Raw genomic sequence first — 15,150 nt, 5'->3', positions numbered from 1 at the left:
CGTTCGCTGGTTTGATACGGAGAAGGGCCTCCTCGTTGCGCGCGATCTGGCCGCGCATCCCGTGGAGCTCGACGACGACCCGGCGACCGAGTTCGTCATCGGGTCGGCGGACCTGGACCGGTTGCGGGGGGGTGGCCTGGTCGGCGCCCGCCGACTCGTCTGCGATTTCCGCGAGCAGTTGCTCCAGAGTGTGGTGTCGGATGATAGCCCGGGCATCGCCAACCGCCTCGTCGCGTGCCGCCTCGACGACGCGCCGGATCTCCTCCGCATACGTCGAGACGAATCGATGCTGGAAGCGATGGGCGATCTCGAGCGTGTCTAGCTTTGCCATATTCCAACCACAGAAAGTGAGCCTTTGACCCGCGGCTATTACATCGAAGGTTGGGGCTGGAACCAGGTGCCACCCGAGGGCTGCGGCTTCTGACTCTTGGACAGCGGGGCCTGGTCTTCGGCCGCACTTTCAAGGATTGCCTGGAGCATGCGCTCCTTTAACATGGCCTTGGCTTCGACGAGCGCCTCGTCTCGGGCCTCCTGAATCATGCGGATGATCAACTCATCGGATGCTTTAACGAGTTTATCCTTCAGTTGCTCGATGAGCTGCGTGGTCTGATTGTTCATGGGAGTATACCCTTGTGGTTGATCGCTAAAACGTGGTAAGTCACCTACGGGTACTATGTGCTTCATGGACCCATCGCCTCTCAGTGTCCACCTGAAAGAGGGGGGACGGCTTCCAATAGCAAATCAACGATAGCAGTACGCCATCCGGGCCGTGTTCCAGTACCTCGTTACGCTTGGCCGGCACAGCGTGATTAGTCTCTATTTTTCTTTACACGTGCCCGCGTGGCGAGGGTCTGATCGGGGAAGGAAATGCCGACGGCGTGGTGATTCCTTCCCGGGCGACCAGGTCACAGGCCGCCAATCAGGCGCAGAATCGCGCCGGCGGCCTGCGAGAACGACTCTGCAAATGCGGTACCGTCCTGAACCAGGCGCTCCAAGTTTGAAAGCGACGGCTGCACCCTGTTCGGATGGAGGTGAGCCGGCCCTTAATTCTCGCTGTGCTCGTCGACGATGAGTACGGAGGGTTCCGGGTTCAGCCGGTTTACCTTGGAGATGGCGTCTTTGAGGATTGCTTCCAGCATGCGCTCTTTGAGGAGCGACTTCGCCTCTTCGAGGGCTTCGGTCTGGGCCTCGTTCACGAGGCGCTTGATATCATCCTGGGAGGCGGAAAGGAGTTTATCTTTCAGCTGTCCCATCACGTTGTTCGTCTGCGTCGTCATACTCTGCCTCATTGTGTTGACATGGTCCGTTGCGATAAATGATCGCCCCAAAAATCAACACAAAGACCCTACCAATCTGCGCGATTACGTAAGGAAAATTATCAAGGAGCGGTCGGAGGGTAAATGGTGAGGCGCTGGCCGATCTGAAGCAGGTTGCTTCGGATGCTGTTCCAGCTTCGTAATTGGGTAACCGTGACGCTGTATTGCTTTGCAATCCCGATCAGGGTATCACCCCGGCGTACACGGTATACGACCCTGCTGGGGGGTTCGGCCGGTTTTTTATCGGTTTGATTCTCGGCGGCGGGCGTGGCGGAGGCTCCTGCGGCGGCCTGCTCGCGGGCGAGGGCTTCAGCCTCAACCTGGCCGAGGAGCGCCATCCGCGCGGTGCGGGCATCGGCCGTGGCCTCTGCGATCATGCGGCTCGCATCGAGCGGTTCAGAAATACGCGGCGTGATAACGCGGACGGAGCGCATGCCGTACTGCACGCGCATCGGGCGGGCTTCGCCCAGTTGGAGGCCGCCAGAGTAATCGGTCGCCGGCACGAGGAGGGTCTGCCCGAGCCGAATCGTGGTGCTGTGTAGCCCGTTATTTCGCATCAGCGCCGAGACATTCACCCCGTAGCGGCGGGCAATCTGACCGATGGTTTCGCCCTGTCGGACGACGTGCTGGCTCGCCGTCCGCCTCGTGGCCGTGGGAAGTTGCCGGTAGCCTTCTGCAAACCGATCGTAGCTATGCAGCGGTAGGCGCAAGAAATAGGGGCTCTGCGAAGGTGGCAGGGTGTTGCCAAGCAGTTCCGGGTTCAGCGCCTTGATCGCTTGGACCTCGGTCTGGGCGAGTTCCGCGACCAGATCCAGCGCCAGGGAGCCCTGGACGGGCACCAGATCATACTGGTAGCTCTGCCCCGGCTCGACCCCCTGTTCCAGTCCGTACGCGTCCGGGTTCGAGGCTAGAAGCGCGGTAGCGATGAACATGGGGACGTAGTTACGGGTCTCGCGCGGGATCTTGGTGATGACATCCCAAAAGGTCGCCGGCCGCCCGAGCGTCGCTTCCGCCTGACGCAAATGGCGACGGAGTTTGCCGGGGCTGTAATTGTAGCCGGCGAGGGCGAGTTGCCAGTCGCCCCCAAACATCTTATGCAGATCCTTCAGGTGCCGGGCGGCGGCGCGAGTGGCCTTTTCGGGGTCCATCCGTTCGTCCACCCATCCGTTGGCGGTAAGGTCGTAGGCATACCCTGTAGCTTTCACGAACTGCCACATCCCCACGGCGCGGGCCCAGCTTTTGGCGCGCGGGTTGAGCCCGCTTTCGATCATCGCCAGATACTTGAGCTCATCCGGAACGCCTTCTTCCTCGAGGATTTTCTCGATCATCGGGAAATACGTTTCGGCGCGGGAGAGCCAGTGGTAGATGTGCCGCTCGGGCTCCGTCAGCAAGAACACCATGCTTTTGCGCACGTGTTCGTTGACCTGCATGCTGATTTCGGTTTCGGCGACATCCAGTTCGGGTAGTTCGATGCGCGCGAGGGGGGGAAGGTCGTCGTCGCTCAGCGTTTCAAACGCCTGGTCCCGCCAGGTGAAAATGTCCCCTTGCTGGATGTAGAGCGTGTCCGGAAAGCCGTAATAGCTTTCGTATTCGGTGATCACGCTGCGGTAGAGTTCCTTGAAGCGCGGGTTGTCCAGTGCGTCGGGGGCGCGAGCGATCACAGCGATTTCACCCAGGAGGCGATCGAAGAGCGCTTCGACGACCTCGTGGTCCTCGCTGGCCTGAGCGGCGAGTAGTTCGCCCTGGTAGCGGTAGAGTTCGGCCATCCGCCGCAGCCGGCTTTTTTCATCGAGGCTATCGAGCGGTGCGGCGACGGGTTCATCCAGGAAATACCGCGACGCCTGATAAAACGGAACCGACTCGGCCGGCACCGGCTCCACGCCGGCCATCGCGGGCCGGGTCAACGCGGCAATTTCGGGAAGAAACCCGGTATCGGTATCCTGCGCCAGCATGCTGCCGGAGGGGATGACCATCAGGGCGATGGCCAGGGTTCGCTGGACGAAACGCTGCATGGGTACAGGAGGTCTGGAGGACGTGGTGCGTCCAGGAACGAATGCGTTTTTTACGCCCGCCAATACGGTGTGTCCTTAAAAAAGGCAGGTACTTGGAACTGTGGCCAAAGAATAAACCACAACGCCTACTTTTGCAAGCCCGGCCGGCTCAAGCCGCGAGCGCGCTCTGGCGCATGAGGCCCGTAGGGTTACGATCAGAGCGGGATGTTTCCGTGTTTACGCCGGGGGTTGGCGACCGCTTTATTTTTCAGCATATCCAACCCACGGATGAGCCGGAATCGCGTTTCACTGGGCTTGATGACATCATCCACATACCCCTTGCCGGCGGCGACATAGGGATTGGCGAAGGTGTCCCGGTATTCGGCGATAAAGGTCTCCTCGGCCCTGGCGGGGTCCGGCGCTGCGAGGATCTGTTTCCGGTAGATGATCTCTACGGCTCCTTTGGGGCCCATGACGGCGATTTCGGCGCTCGGCCAGGCAAAATTGAGATCGCCTCGGATGTGTTTCGAGTTCATCACGTCGTAGGCGCCGCCATAGGCTTTGCGGGTGATGACGGTGATCTTAGGGACTGTCGCCTCGCAGAACGCATACAGCAGCTTGGCGCCGTCGCGGATGATCCCGCGCCACTCCTGATCGGTGCCGGGCAGGAAGCCAGGCACATCTTCGAACACGACGAGCGGGATATTAAACGCGTCGCAGAAACGCACGAAGCGGGCGCCTTTGCGGGACGAGTCGATGTCCAGCACGCCGGCGAGCACGGCAGGCTGGTTGGCCACGATGCCGACGGAGCGCCCACCCAGCCGCGCGAGGCCTACCACGATATTCTGCGCAAAGGCCTCGTGAACTTCGTAAAACGAGCCCGCGTCCACTACGGCGCGGATCACATCCTTGATGTCGTACGGCTTATTGGGGCTGTCCGGGATGATCGTATCGAGCTCTGCCGGCGCCCGATCCGAGGGATCGTTCGAGGCGACGGCGGGCGCCTGTTCGTCGCAGTTCTGGGGCAGGTACCCCATCAGTGTGCGGATATGCAGGAGGCATTCGACATCGTTTGCGCAGGCAAAGTGGGCCACGCCGCTTCGGGAGGCGTGGGTATCCGCCCCGCCGAGTTCCTCGCTCGACACCTCTTCGTGCGTGACCGTTTTGACGACGTTTGGGCCGGTGACGAACATGTAGCTCGTCTTTTTGACCATGAATACGAAGTCCGTCAGGGCCGGGCTGTAGACGGCGCCGCCGGCGCAGGGTCCCATGATGGCCGAGATCTGAGGGACGACCCCACTGGCCAGCGTATTCCGCAGGAAGATGTCCGCATACCCGCCGAGTGACACGACGCCCTCCTGGATGCGGGCGCCGCCGGAGTCGTTGATCCCGATGACGGGCGCGCCGTTGGCCAGCGCCAGGTCCAGGATGTTGACGATCTTGCGGGCGTGCGCGAGCCCGAGCGATCCGCCAAACACCGTGAAGTCCTGGCTGAACACATACACGAGCCGCCCGTCGATTCGTCCGTAGCCGGTGACGACGCCATCGCCGGCCGGCCGATTGCCGGCGAGCCCGAAGTCCGTGGCGTCGTGAAGGACGAAGGCGCCCAGTTCTTCAAACGACCCCTCATCCAGCAGGATATCGATCCGCTCGCGGGCCGTGAGTTTGCCTTTGGCTTTTTGCTGGGCAATGCGGTCCGCTCCGCCGCCCAGGAGCGCATCCTCGCGACGCCGCTCCAGCTCCTTCAACCGAGACGTATTGTCGTGCATGATCGCTCCGTTAGCGCGATTTACGGTACTGGGCCTCGACGCTCTCGGTAAACATGAGCGCTGCGGGACTATAGATGTTCACCTGGTGGCGTTTGAATACTCGATCGGCGATGAGCTGAGAGGCCTGCGCCCAGTCCGGCACATGGCGCAGTTCGTTGAGTGTCTGGGCATAATCCGCGCTCGACCCCATGAACAGGTGTTCGATGAACAGGCTCCGGTTCGCCATGCCCTGCTGGCCCATCACGTGGCGTTCGAGTTGGGCGAGATCCTGCAATGTAGGCGTATAGGCGGGCGGGGCCGACCTGGGCGGCGCGGAAAGCCGGGGCTCGGGCGGAGCCGGAGGAGCCCCATTCTCACGCACAAACGGCGGCGAGGGTTGGCCCAAAAAGGGAGGCGGCGGCGCGGACATGGACACCTGCTGGGGCGCCCCGGCCGGCTTCTGAAACCTGCGCCAAAGGGGCACGGCGTGGTCCGCATCCTGCGGGGCCGCCTTCGGCGGCTCTACTGGAGCGGGCGGCCTAGCGGGTGGCGCTGCAGGTGACGCCGCGGGTGCGGGGCGTGCCGGGGCCGTCTGGAACTGCTGCCAGAGGGGCGTCGGGCCCTGGGGCGCCTTCTCGACAACGGGAGCGCGGTGAACGGGCTCTTCCCGTCTCGGCGGCGGTGACCCGGGTTCTTCCCGCTTCGCCGGCGGTGGAGGCACCCTGACGGGGGCATCGGTGCGCTCCGGCTCGGCAAATAGCGTGGCAGAGGCCGGCTGTTCGAACGGTTCTACCGATCCTTCGAGCACCTTCCGTAGGGCTTCCTCATTCAGATTGGTGACGCGGCGCACTTCTTTCTCCACCTGGAGCCGCCCCTGAATCTCGTAGGCGTCCTTATCTCCGAAATACATGCTGAGTAGATCGATCGGCACGCCCTGACCGCGGGTTTCAGGGATCCGATTCATGAGGTCGAACAACGGGCGGAGCAGCCGGAGCCACTCGTCAGCCGTGAACTCGGCCGTCATGTGTCGATCGATCTGGGCGAGCAGCGATGCAAACCGGTTTCGGTCGATCTGGTCCATATTTCTGCGCGCCATGAACGTTTCGACCGCCTCGCGCAGATACGGGTACGCCGCAAAATAGCCGATTTGTTTGTAGATGACGGGCGCCATGAGCGGCCGCTCGTCGTCGCGAAATACAAACTCAACCAGGGTATGCGCCGGCAAGATCAGATGCGCCAGGACCATCTTGGATGCACGCTTCAGTGTGCCCCGCCATTCTTCTTCCGGTATGATCGCGGCATTGGCGAGCGAGGCGACCAGCTGTTTGTAGGCGTGCTGTACTTCCTCGCTTTCATAGTCGAACCAGTTCGAGCGGACGGAGCGCAGCTGCTCAACCTCGGTATCGAGGCGATGATGCAGGGTTTGCGTCAGGAAGTGCGCGAGGAGCGGGGGCATTGGATCCTGTTCAAAATCCTCGCGCGAAAAGGGCCGGGTGGCGGGGAAAGCGTCGATGAGGAAATCGAACAAGGAATCAGAAATGGCTCGCAGCATAACGATAAGGGCAGAGAGATAGGATTAAGCCGGAGAGAACCCGGAGCGGCGGCGGAGAGGGCAGGGCCCAAGGACGGCCCCACGAAGCCGCTGGAGGTCCGTATCCGCGCCGGCAACCTCCGTTTAATCGACCATCCGCCGTGGTTGTTCTCCACGCTGTGAAATGGCGTCATCCCCCCGGCTCCACCACGAGGTTATCGATGCGGATCGGTGGCATGGCGGTGCCGACTGGCACGATTTGCCCATTCTTCTCACAATACCCATGACCGGCATCCCACTCCATGGCATCGCCGACGCCGCGGATGCCCTGGAGCATCGCCGGGCCGGTGCCGGCCAGCCGTCCGCCGCGCACGGGGCCCGTCACGCGCCCGTCTTCGATCGCGTAGGCCTCGACGAGGTCCACGCTGAAGGCGCCGGACCGGGGATCGTACTGCCCGCCGCCGGGACGGCGGACGAAGAGGCCGTGTGCGATGCCGTGAAAGAGATCTTCCGGGGGGGTATCGCCCGGTAACAGGCACAAGTTGCTCATGCGTGTTTGTGGCGAGCAGCGGTAGTCCTGGCGGCGCCCACTGGCCGTGACGGGCACCCCCCAGCGTGCGGCGGACAGGCGATCTGCCAGCACGGCCACACGCACGCCGGCGTCGATGAGGAGGGTGCGGGTGGTCGGGACGCCTTCATCATCGAAGCGGGCGGAGCCCCGGCGTCCGCTGGCTGTCGGATCGTCCACCAGCGTGACGGCGGGAGGCGCGAGGCGTACGCCGACCGGGCGAGGCCCGGCGAGGACGCCATCGCCGGCGATGTCGGCTTCGAGGGCGTGACCGATGGCCTCGTGCAGGACGACGCCCCCCCAGCCTCCCGCAAGCACGATCGGGCAAGGGCCGGCGGTCGCGGAGCGGGCGTCGCGCTGGGCACGGGCATGGTCGACTGCTTCGCGGGCCAGGACTTCCGGCCGTTCGAGAAAGATCGGGCCAAAGCCGGTGCAGGAACCACGCAGGCTAAACCCCGGAGCAGGGCCGGCGGGCGCCAGGGTGATGCTCACGCGCATCTCGATCCGTGTCGCCGCCTGGGCATAAAACGCCCCCTCGCTGGAGGCCAGCGCGGTCCGGCGGGTAACGCTCCGGAAGTCGGCCTCGACGCGTGTCACCCCGGCATCGGCGGAAAAGGCGGCCTCCGCGTAGGCTTCGAGCAAGGCGCGGATTTCGAGCGGCGCGAGAAATTCCGGCGCATCGGCGGGCAGCGTCAGCGGGGTAGTGACGAGTGCCTGAAGCGCGGGCCGGGGAGCGGCGACGGAGATCTGGGGGAGGGACTCGGTGGCGCGGATAGCCGCTTCCTGCCAGCCGGCGGGATCGGGATCCGCCGTGCAGGCGAAGGCCTGTCGGTGGCCCTGGAGGATTCTCAGCCCGAGGCCCTCCACCCGGTTCGAGGATTCTCGCCAGGTGGGCACCCTGCCAGCAACGAGCGTCGCACCGGCATAGGTCGATGCTTCGAGGAAGAGATCCGCATAGTCGCCGGCTCGCAATAGGCGGCCGAGCAGGGCCGGACCCGCCTCGCCGAGACGCTCCGCAGAGGCCAGGAACGCCTCTGCGCCATCGTGCCGGGGGAGCCCGCCCATGTCAGTAGCCGTAAATGGAGAAGTCGTCCCTCCGCATATACAGGTTCAGTACAATCGCAAGCATCATGGACTCCGTGATCAGCGCCGATCCTCCGTACGAGATGAAGGGCAACGGAATGCCGATGACCGGCAACATGCCGGTGGTCATCCCGATATTCAAAAAAATATGCACCAGATAAAACGCGGCGACTCCCACGACGAACGTATTCCCGAATGGATGTTTGATCTGGCCGGCAATCATCACGAGACGCATCAACAAAAAACCAAAAAGCAGGAGCACCACAAGCGAGCCAAGGAACCCGAATTCTTCCCCGATCACACTAAAAACAAAGTCAGTCGTCTGCTCGGGCACATAGGCGCCCTGCGTCTGGGTCCCTTCCATGAACCCTTTACCCCAGAGCCCACCGGAGCCGATAGCGGCCTTGGACTGGACGAGGTGGAAGCCGACCGTATATCGGTACTCGATGGCCTCCGGATTGGTGAAGGACAACAGGCGGGCGACATGGTGTGGTTTGAGGACGCTCTCCAGCGCATACGTCATCAGCGCGATCACCCCGCCGTTCGTTAGCAGAGCGATCCCGACCGACACCGCGCCGCGCCGGCGTGCGAGGAGCGCCACCACAAATATCGCGAGAAAGACGTACGCGGCCGACGGGTAGACGATGATGAGATAGCCGGACACCGCCGGGGCAATCAACAGGAGGACATGGGCGAGGGAGAGACCACTCCAATACAGGAGCATCGGAATGATGGCCAGGTAGACGAGCGCCGTGCCGGTGTCGTTCTGCAGGACGATCAGCACCACCGGGACGAGGACGAGGAGGATCATGTACATGCTTGTCCGCAGGGGGCTAATGCCCACCCGCCGGGTCGCCGCCAGTTGCGCAACGGCGAGCAGGGTGCCGATCTTGGCGAACTCCGACACCTGGAACTGCACGGGGCCGATGCGAAGCCACGAGCGGGCCCCGTTGACCTCGTAGCCGGCGAAAAGTGCAACCACCAGGAGAAGGAGCGTGAGCCCGTAAAACGGGTAGGCGATCGTCAGATAAAACCGAACGGGCAGCAGCAGAGCGACGCCGATGCCGATGGCGCAGATGACGCTCCAGATCAGTTGCCGGTTGAAGTTGAGACGGACGCTATCGAGCAGGTATTCCTGCGCGCCACCGCGGGTAGAGCTGTAGATGGCCACCAGCCCCACGCAAATGAGGCCTGCCCAGGTGAGGAGCAGTCCGATATCGAAGTTGCGGTGCCAGGTGCGCATGCGCTCTACAGATCGTCGCTGGAGAGTTCGTTGACGAGGCGATTCATTTGCCAGAGCCGGCCGGGGGCGTCCGGCACGCGGCCTTTCAGATAAAGTTCGGCCATGAGGCTGGCGATCGGGCCGGCCTGCGTGGCGCCCGCGCCGGCGTTTTCCACGATTACTGCGATGGCCACCTTCGGATCTTCGTAGGGGGCGAACATGATGAAGAGCGAGTGGGACTTTTGCTCACCCGGCGCCTGGGCGGTGCCGGTCTTGCCGGCGCTGGATATTCCCGGAATCCGGAAGTAGAGCCCAGAGCCGATCTCCATCAACTGATGCATGCTACTGCGCACGATATCGAAATACACGCTATCCACCGCCACCTGTTGCGGGGGCGGCAGGTCGGGGACGATCAGGCTGTCCGTTTCCGGGTGGTGGAGGTGGCGAACGAGGTGGGGTACTTGCACGACGCCCCCCGTGGCGAGCGCGCCGGCGTAGCGGGCCAGCTGCATCGCCGTGACCCCCATATCGCCCTGCCCGATGCCCAGGTTCATCGAGTATCCGACGGTCCATCCCCGGGGATAGACCCGGTTGTAATAGGCCGAGTCCGGGATGAGGCCGACCGTCTGCTCCCCGATGTCCGACGAGGCCAGGAGGCCAAAACCGAACATGTTCGCGTAGCGCTGGAAGGTATTCACATCCGCCCGCCGCATCATCTCGAAAAAGAACGTGTTGCAGGATTTGAGGATGGCCGTGCGCACATCGACATACCCGTGCACGCCGAGGCATTTAAACCGGATGCCGCGGCCGATGGGGTGGCCGCCGGCGCAGTAGACTTTCTGGTCGGGCGTGATGAGGCCTTCCTGGAGCGCCATGAGCGCCATAAACGGCTTCCAGGTGGAGCCCGGCGGCATCATGCTCATCGTGGCCCGGTTGAAGAGGGGCGTTGAAGAACTGGCGGTGAGCCCCTGCCAATCCGCGGCCGACATCGAGCGGGCAAAAAGGTCCGGGTCGAGATCCGGCATGCTGACCATGGCCAGCACCTCGCCATTGTTCGGGTCGAGGGCGACGACGGCGCCGCGTTTGTTGACGAAGAGCGACTCGGCGAAAGCCTGGAGCCGGCTGTCGAGCGCCAGGTGCAGGTCGTACCCGCTGGTGGGGTGGAGGTCCGCGCTGCCGTCGCGGAAGCCGCCGACTTCCAGGCCGTGCACGTTTACCAGGCGCAGCTCACTGCCGAGATCGCCGCGGAGGATCTCTTCATAACTTTTTTCCAGGCCCGACTTACCGATGAGGTCGCCCTGTCGGTAGTCCGTATTGAGCCGGCGTTCCAGTTCGGTGCGCGTGATTTCACGGGTATAGCCCAGCACGTGCGTCGCGTGGGCCGAGGTGATGTAGCGGCGTTTCTGTGTTTCGTCATACCAGACGCCGGGGAGGCGGTGGGCGTTTTCCTGAAGCCGGCTGAAGACCTCGAAGGGCACCTCGCGGAAGGAGGGGCTCGGGCGGAAGGAGCTCCAGGCGCGGGCCTCGGCGAGGCGATTCTGGACGGTGGAGTCCGCCACGCCCAGGATGTTGGCCAGCAAACCGATCTGTGACTCGTCGAAGAACCGCGGGGTGATGGTGATGGTGTAGGTAAACTCGTTATCTACCATCAGCCGGCCGTTGCGGTCGATGATCGCGCCCCGGGCGGGGATCAGCCGTTTTTCTCGAACGGCGATGCTCTGCGTCTCCCCGGAATACGCGTTGGCGTCCACCAATTGTAGCTGCACCAGGCGAACGCCCAGCACCAGCAGCATAAAGAGCATGCTGCCTACAATCATCTTTACGCGGAAACGCTGTTCTTCCATGATCGGCGGGGTAGCGGACGGGCGGAGGGGAATGGGTCGGATACCGTTCGAACCGAAAAAAGTGCCGTTGAACGTAAGAACGTTGGACGTTTACCGTAGGAACGTTGAACATTAAACGGTACAGGACGCTCCGTTAGTCACACCCAGTGCGCGGGGTGCATCACGGATGATGTTTCGCGCGGCACGCTTGTTGCCAAAAAAACGCCTGCGCCCATCGTGCAACCTGATCGAAACGGTGGTGTACTACGATTCCGGTTAGGTATTTCCCACGGCTGGACGGTATACTCCCTGTACGCTCTGTACGATAGACGCCCTCGCAGACCATTCTCTCGGATATGATGCCGGATATCATGCGCACCACTCGTCGTTTGTCCGTTGTAGCCCTCCTGCTCCTGGGCCTCTTCGTCGCGCCGGCGAACGGGCAATACTTTGGCAAAAACAAAGTCCAGTACGACAAATTCAAGTTCAAAGTCTTCGAGACCGAGCATTTCGAGATCTACTTCTACGACGAGACCGAAGAGGCCATACGAGACGTGGCGATGATGGCGGAGCGTTGGTATCAGCGGCATTCGCGCACCTTCCTGCGCGAGTTCCACGAGAAAAAACCCCTCATCTTCTACGCGAACGACGCGGACTTCCACCAGACCAACGCGATCAACGGACAACTCGGCGAAGGGACAGGCGGCGTCACCGAATCCCTCAAGGAGCGGGTCGTGATGCCACTGACGGGTATTTATGCGGAGACCGACCACGTGCTCGGGCACGAGCTGGTGCACTCCTTCCAGTACGACATCGGCCTGGCCACCACGGACAGCACGCGGTTCGCGCTCGGCGCCTTCCCCCTGTGGATCATCGAGGGGACGGCGGAATACCTGTCCGTCGGCCGGGAGGATTCGCACACGGCTATGTGGCTGCGCGACGCGGCGATGAACGACGACCTGCCGACGGCCGAGCAACTCACCCGTGAGCCCCACAAGTACTTCCCGTACCGCTACGGCCAGGCCTATATGGCCTATATCGGCGGCAAATACGGCGACACGGCCGTGACCAGCCTCTTTAAGCTCGGCGGCCGCGCCGGCCTGGACTCGGCGTTTGTCTATGCCCTGGGCATCACGGCGGACAGCCTCTCGAACGAGTGGATCCAGGCGGTCAAGGACGCCTATCTGCCCCTCGTGGAGGACCGGACGCCGGCGGACTCGATCGGCCGGCGGGTGCTCGACAAGGACGGCGACGGCGGCCGGATCAACCTGGCGCCCACGGCCAGCCCGGACGGACGGTATGTCGCCTTCATCTCCGAGCGCGACCTGTTCAACATCAACCTGTTCATCGCCAACGCCGAGACCGGAGAGGTCATCCAGCGGCTGAAAAACGGGCCGTACGATTCCCATTTCGACAACATCCGCTTCATCAGTTCCGCCGGCTCGTGGAGCCCCGACGGCAAGAAGTTCGCCTTCATCGTGTTCTCCGATGGAGATAACGAGATCCAGATCCTGGACATCGACTCCGGCAAGGTCGAGCGCCGCATCACCGTGGCCGGCGTGGGCGCCATGCAAAATACGGCGTGGTCGCCCGACGGCGCGACGATTGCGTTCACCGGCATCGACGGCGGCGTGAGCGACCTATACCTGCTCGACCTCGAAACGACGGAAGTCCGCCAGCTCACCGACGACCGCTATGCGGATCTCCAGCCCACCTGGTCGCCCGATGGCGCCCAACTCGCGTTTGTCACCGACCGCGGGGAGGGCGGCACGGACTTCGAGACGCTCTCCTACGGCAAGATGCGCATAGGCCTGATCGATGTCGCCTCCGGCGAGGCCCGGGCCATCGTGCCCTTCCCGGGCGCCTTGCACCACAATCCGCAGTTTTCGCCGGATGGCCAGAGTCTGTTTTTCATCTCGGATCAGGACGGATTCAAGGATATCTACCGCCATCAGCTGCGCACGAGCGACACGTTCCGCATCACCCATCTGCAGACGGGTGTAAGCGGCATCACCTCGCTTTCGCCGGCCATGTCGGTCGCGGCACAGAGCGGCCGGATGATGTTCAGCATCTTCACCGAGGGCGAGTATCCGATCGTGTCCCTCGAGGCGGAAGAAACCGCGGGTCAACCCGTCGTGCCCTTGCTGGCGATCAGCGAAAACCCCGAGTATTCCGACCAGGTGATTGCGAGCCTCGACGGCGAGACGACCTACCCCATCGCCGGCATCCTTCCTCCGCAGCGCGGCGTGGACGAAGGCCTGGTGGGCAGCTACCTCAGCGACCCCACGACCGGACTGCCTTTGAACCCGGATTATGACGTAAAGGACTACGGCGCGCGGCTCCGGCTCGACTTCGTGGCGCCGCCTTCGGTGGGCGTGTCGGTAGGTGGGCCGTTTGGCGGCGGCGTCGCCGGCGGCGTCGGCTTCTTCTTCAGCGACATGCTGGGCAACCACAACCTGACGGTGGTCGCCCAGGCCAATGGCTCGTTCAAGGACATCGGCGGCCAGGTGTCGTATCTCAATCAGAAAAACCGGTTCAACTACGGCGCGGCGGCCGGCCACATCCCGCTCCTGTTCGGCTACATCCAGCAGGGCTTCGAGCCGATCTACGACGACGCCGGCAACCTGATCGGCGGCTCGCCCACGTACGACCAGGTGCTGCAGCGCATCTTCATCGACCAGGTGGACCTGCTCGGCAACTACCCGCTCTCGACCACGCGTCGGTTCGAGCTTACGGCTGGCTTTACGCGCTACGCCGAAGACATCGAGATCCGCCGGTATGTCTCGACCATCGGCGGGCTCGTGCAGGGCGAGCGGATCCAGCTGAACGACCAGGAGGGCGACCCCGTCTACTTCTTTCAGAGCGGCGCCGCCTTCGTCGGCGACAACTCTTCCTTCGGCTTCACGTCACCCGTGCGCGGCGGCCGTTTCCGCCTCCAGCTGTCGCCAAACATCGGCAGCGACAACTACCTCCGGGTGATGGGGGACGTACGGCGCTACTTCCACATGAAGCCGTTCACGTTTGCGATGCGCGGTCTTCACATCGGCAATTACGGCGCCAGCGAAAATCAGCAGACGGGCACCGGCACGCTCAATTCGAGCATCTTCACCCGCCAGTACCTGGGCTATCCGAACTACATCGGCTTCGTGCGCGGGTACAACTTCAACAACTTCGAACCCGGCGAGTGCACGCCCGGGCTGGGGACGGATACAAACGGCAACACAACCATCTCGGGCGATTGCGGTGAGACGAGCCGGCTGTTCGGCACGCGCATCGCCCTGGCGAGCGCCGAACTACGTACGCCGGTGCTGGGCTCGGGCGACTTCGGCCTGATCAACTTCCCGTATCTCCCCACCGAGATCACGCTCTTCGCCGACGCCGGCCTCGCGTGGAACAGCAGCGACAACTTCTTCGACCTGCTCGAATTCTCCGAGGGACGATCGACGGAAGTGTTCTCCATCATCGATGAACAGGGCAACGAGCAGTTGCTGGAGGCCGAGGTCTCCCGCCGGGTGCCCGTGTTCAGCGCCGGCGTGTCAAGCCGATTCAACTTGTTTGGCTACATCGTCCTTGAAATCTTCTACGCGTATCCGTTCCAGCGACCCGAGAAGGGGGCGCACTTCGGCTTCCAACTGATCCCGGGCTGGTGACGCCGAAACAAGCCGGCGTCAGTTTTCAAAGAAAAACCCTCGTGCACCTTTCGCACGGGGGTTTTTTCGTATAGACTTATCAAGTGGTTATCGCGTGGCTGAATGCAGGATGACTTGATGCTTGAAGTGACTTGACGCTTGAAGTGACTTGACGCTTGAAGTGACTTGACGCTTGAAGTGACTTGACGCTTGAAGTGACTTGACGCTTGAAGTGACTT

General features: G+C 62.8%; 10 protein-coding genes. 2 read left to right on the top strand and 8 right to left on the bottom strand.

Translation table 11 applies throughout. From position 1 onward, the window contains the following. Positions 1-322: hypothetical protein (locus SH809_03175; GenBank protein ID MDZ4698686.1), on the top strand; the 322-nt coding region annotated here is incomplete at its 5' end. A gap of 47 nt (positions 323-369) precedes the next feature. Here the strand turns inward: SH809_03175 and SH809_03170 are convergent. The 8 genes from SH809_03170 to mrdA all read right to left on the bottom strand — a co-directional run bounded on the left by SH809_03170 (position 370) and on the right by mrdA (position 11,303). Further along, complete coding sequence (locus SH809_03170; protein MDZ4698685.1) at positions 370-618, bottom strand: hypothetical protein; 249 nt, start codon at positions 616-618, stop codon at positions 370-372. A gap of 425 nt (positions 619-1,043) precedes the next feature. After that, entirely contained in the window at positions 1,044-1,277 is a 234-nt protein-coding gene (locus tag SH809_03165) for a hypothetical protein (protein ID MDZ4698684.1), read from the bottom strand. Positions 1,278-1,378: 101 nt separating this feature from the next. Next, entirely contained in the window at positions 1,379-3,328 is a 1,950-nt protein-coding gene (locus SH809_03160) for a LysM peptidoglycan-binding domain-containing protein (protein ID MDZ4698683.1), read from the bottom strand. A gap of 194 nt (positions 3,329-3,522) precedes the next feature. After that, a complete protein-coding gene (locus tag SH809_03155; protein ID MDZ4698682.1) occupies positions 3,523-5,076 on the bottom strand; it encodes an acyl-CoA carboxylase subunit beta in 1,554 nt (517 codons plus the stop codon). A 10-nt stretch (positions 5,077-5,086) separates the two neighbouring features. Next, positions 5,087-6,607 carry a hypothetical protein gene (locus tag SH809_03150; GenBank protein MDZ4698681.1) on the bottom strand — a complete coding sequence of 507 codons (1,521 nt, stop codon included), beginning with the start codon at positions 6,605-6,607 and terminating at the stop codon, positions 5,087-5,089. A 169-nt stretch (positions 6,608-6,776) separates the two neighbouring features. After that, positions 6,777-8,219 (bottom strand): TldD/PmbA family protein, encoded by a 1,443-nt coding sequence (locus SH809_03145; protein MDZ4698680.1) that lies wholly within the window; start codon positions 8,217-8,219, stop codon positions 6,777-6,779. Position 8,220: 1 nt separating this feature from the next. Continuing rightward, positions 8,221-9,480, bottom strand: a complete 1,260-nt coding sequence (gene rodA / locus SH809_03140; protein ID MDZ4698679.1) for a rod shape-determining protein RodA — start codon at positions 9,478-9,480, stop codon at positions 8,221-8,223. A 5-nt stretch (positions 9,481-9,485) separates the two neighbouring features. Then, positions 9,486-11,303 (bottom strand): penicillin-binding protein 2, encoded by a 1,818-nt coding sequence (mrdA, locus tag SH809_03135; protein ID MDZ4698678.1) that lies wholly within the window; start codon positions 11,301-11,303, stop codon positions 9,486-9,488. 350 nt (positions 11,304-11,653) lie between these two features. Here mrdA and SH809_03130 point away from each other — a divergent pair, with 350 nt between their 5' ends. Further along, positions 11,654-14,932, top strand: coding sequence for a peptidase S9 (locus SH809_03130; GenBank protein MDZ4698677.1), 3,279 nt, complete (start codon positions 11,654-11,656; stop codon positions 14,930-14,932). Positions 14,933-15,150: the final 218 nt, after the last annotated feature.

The organism is Rhodothermales bacterium, assembly GCA_034439735.1.
In the GTDB taxonomy this organism is placed as follows: domain Bacteria; phylum Bacteroidota; class Rhodothermia; order Rhodothermales; family JAHQVL01; genus JAWKNW01.
The sequence above is the reverse complement of the archived record's forward strand: the minus strand, read 5'-3'. Positions and strand labels throughout refer to the sequence as shown.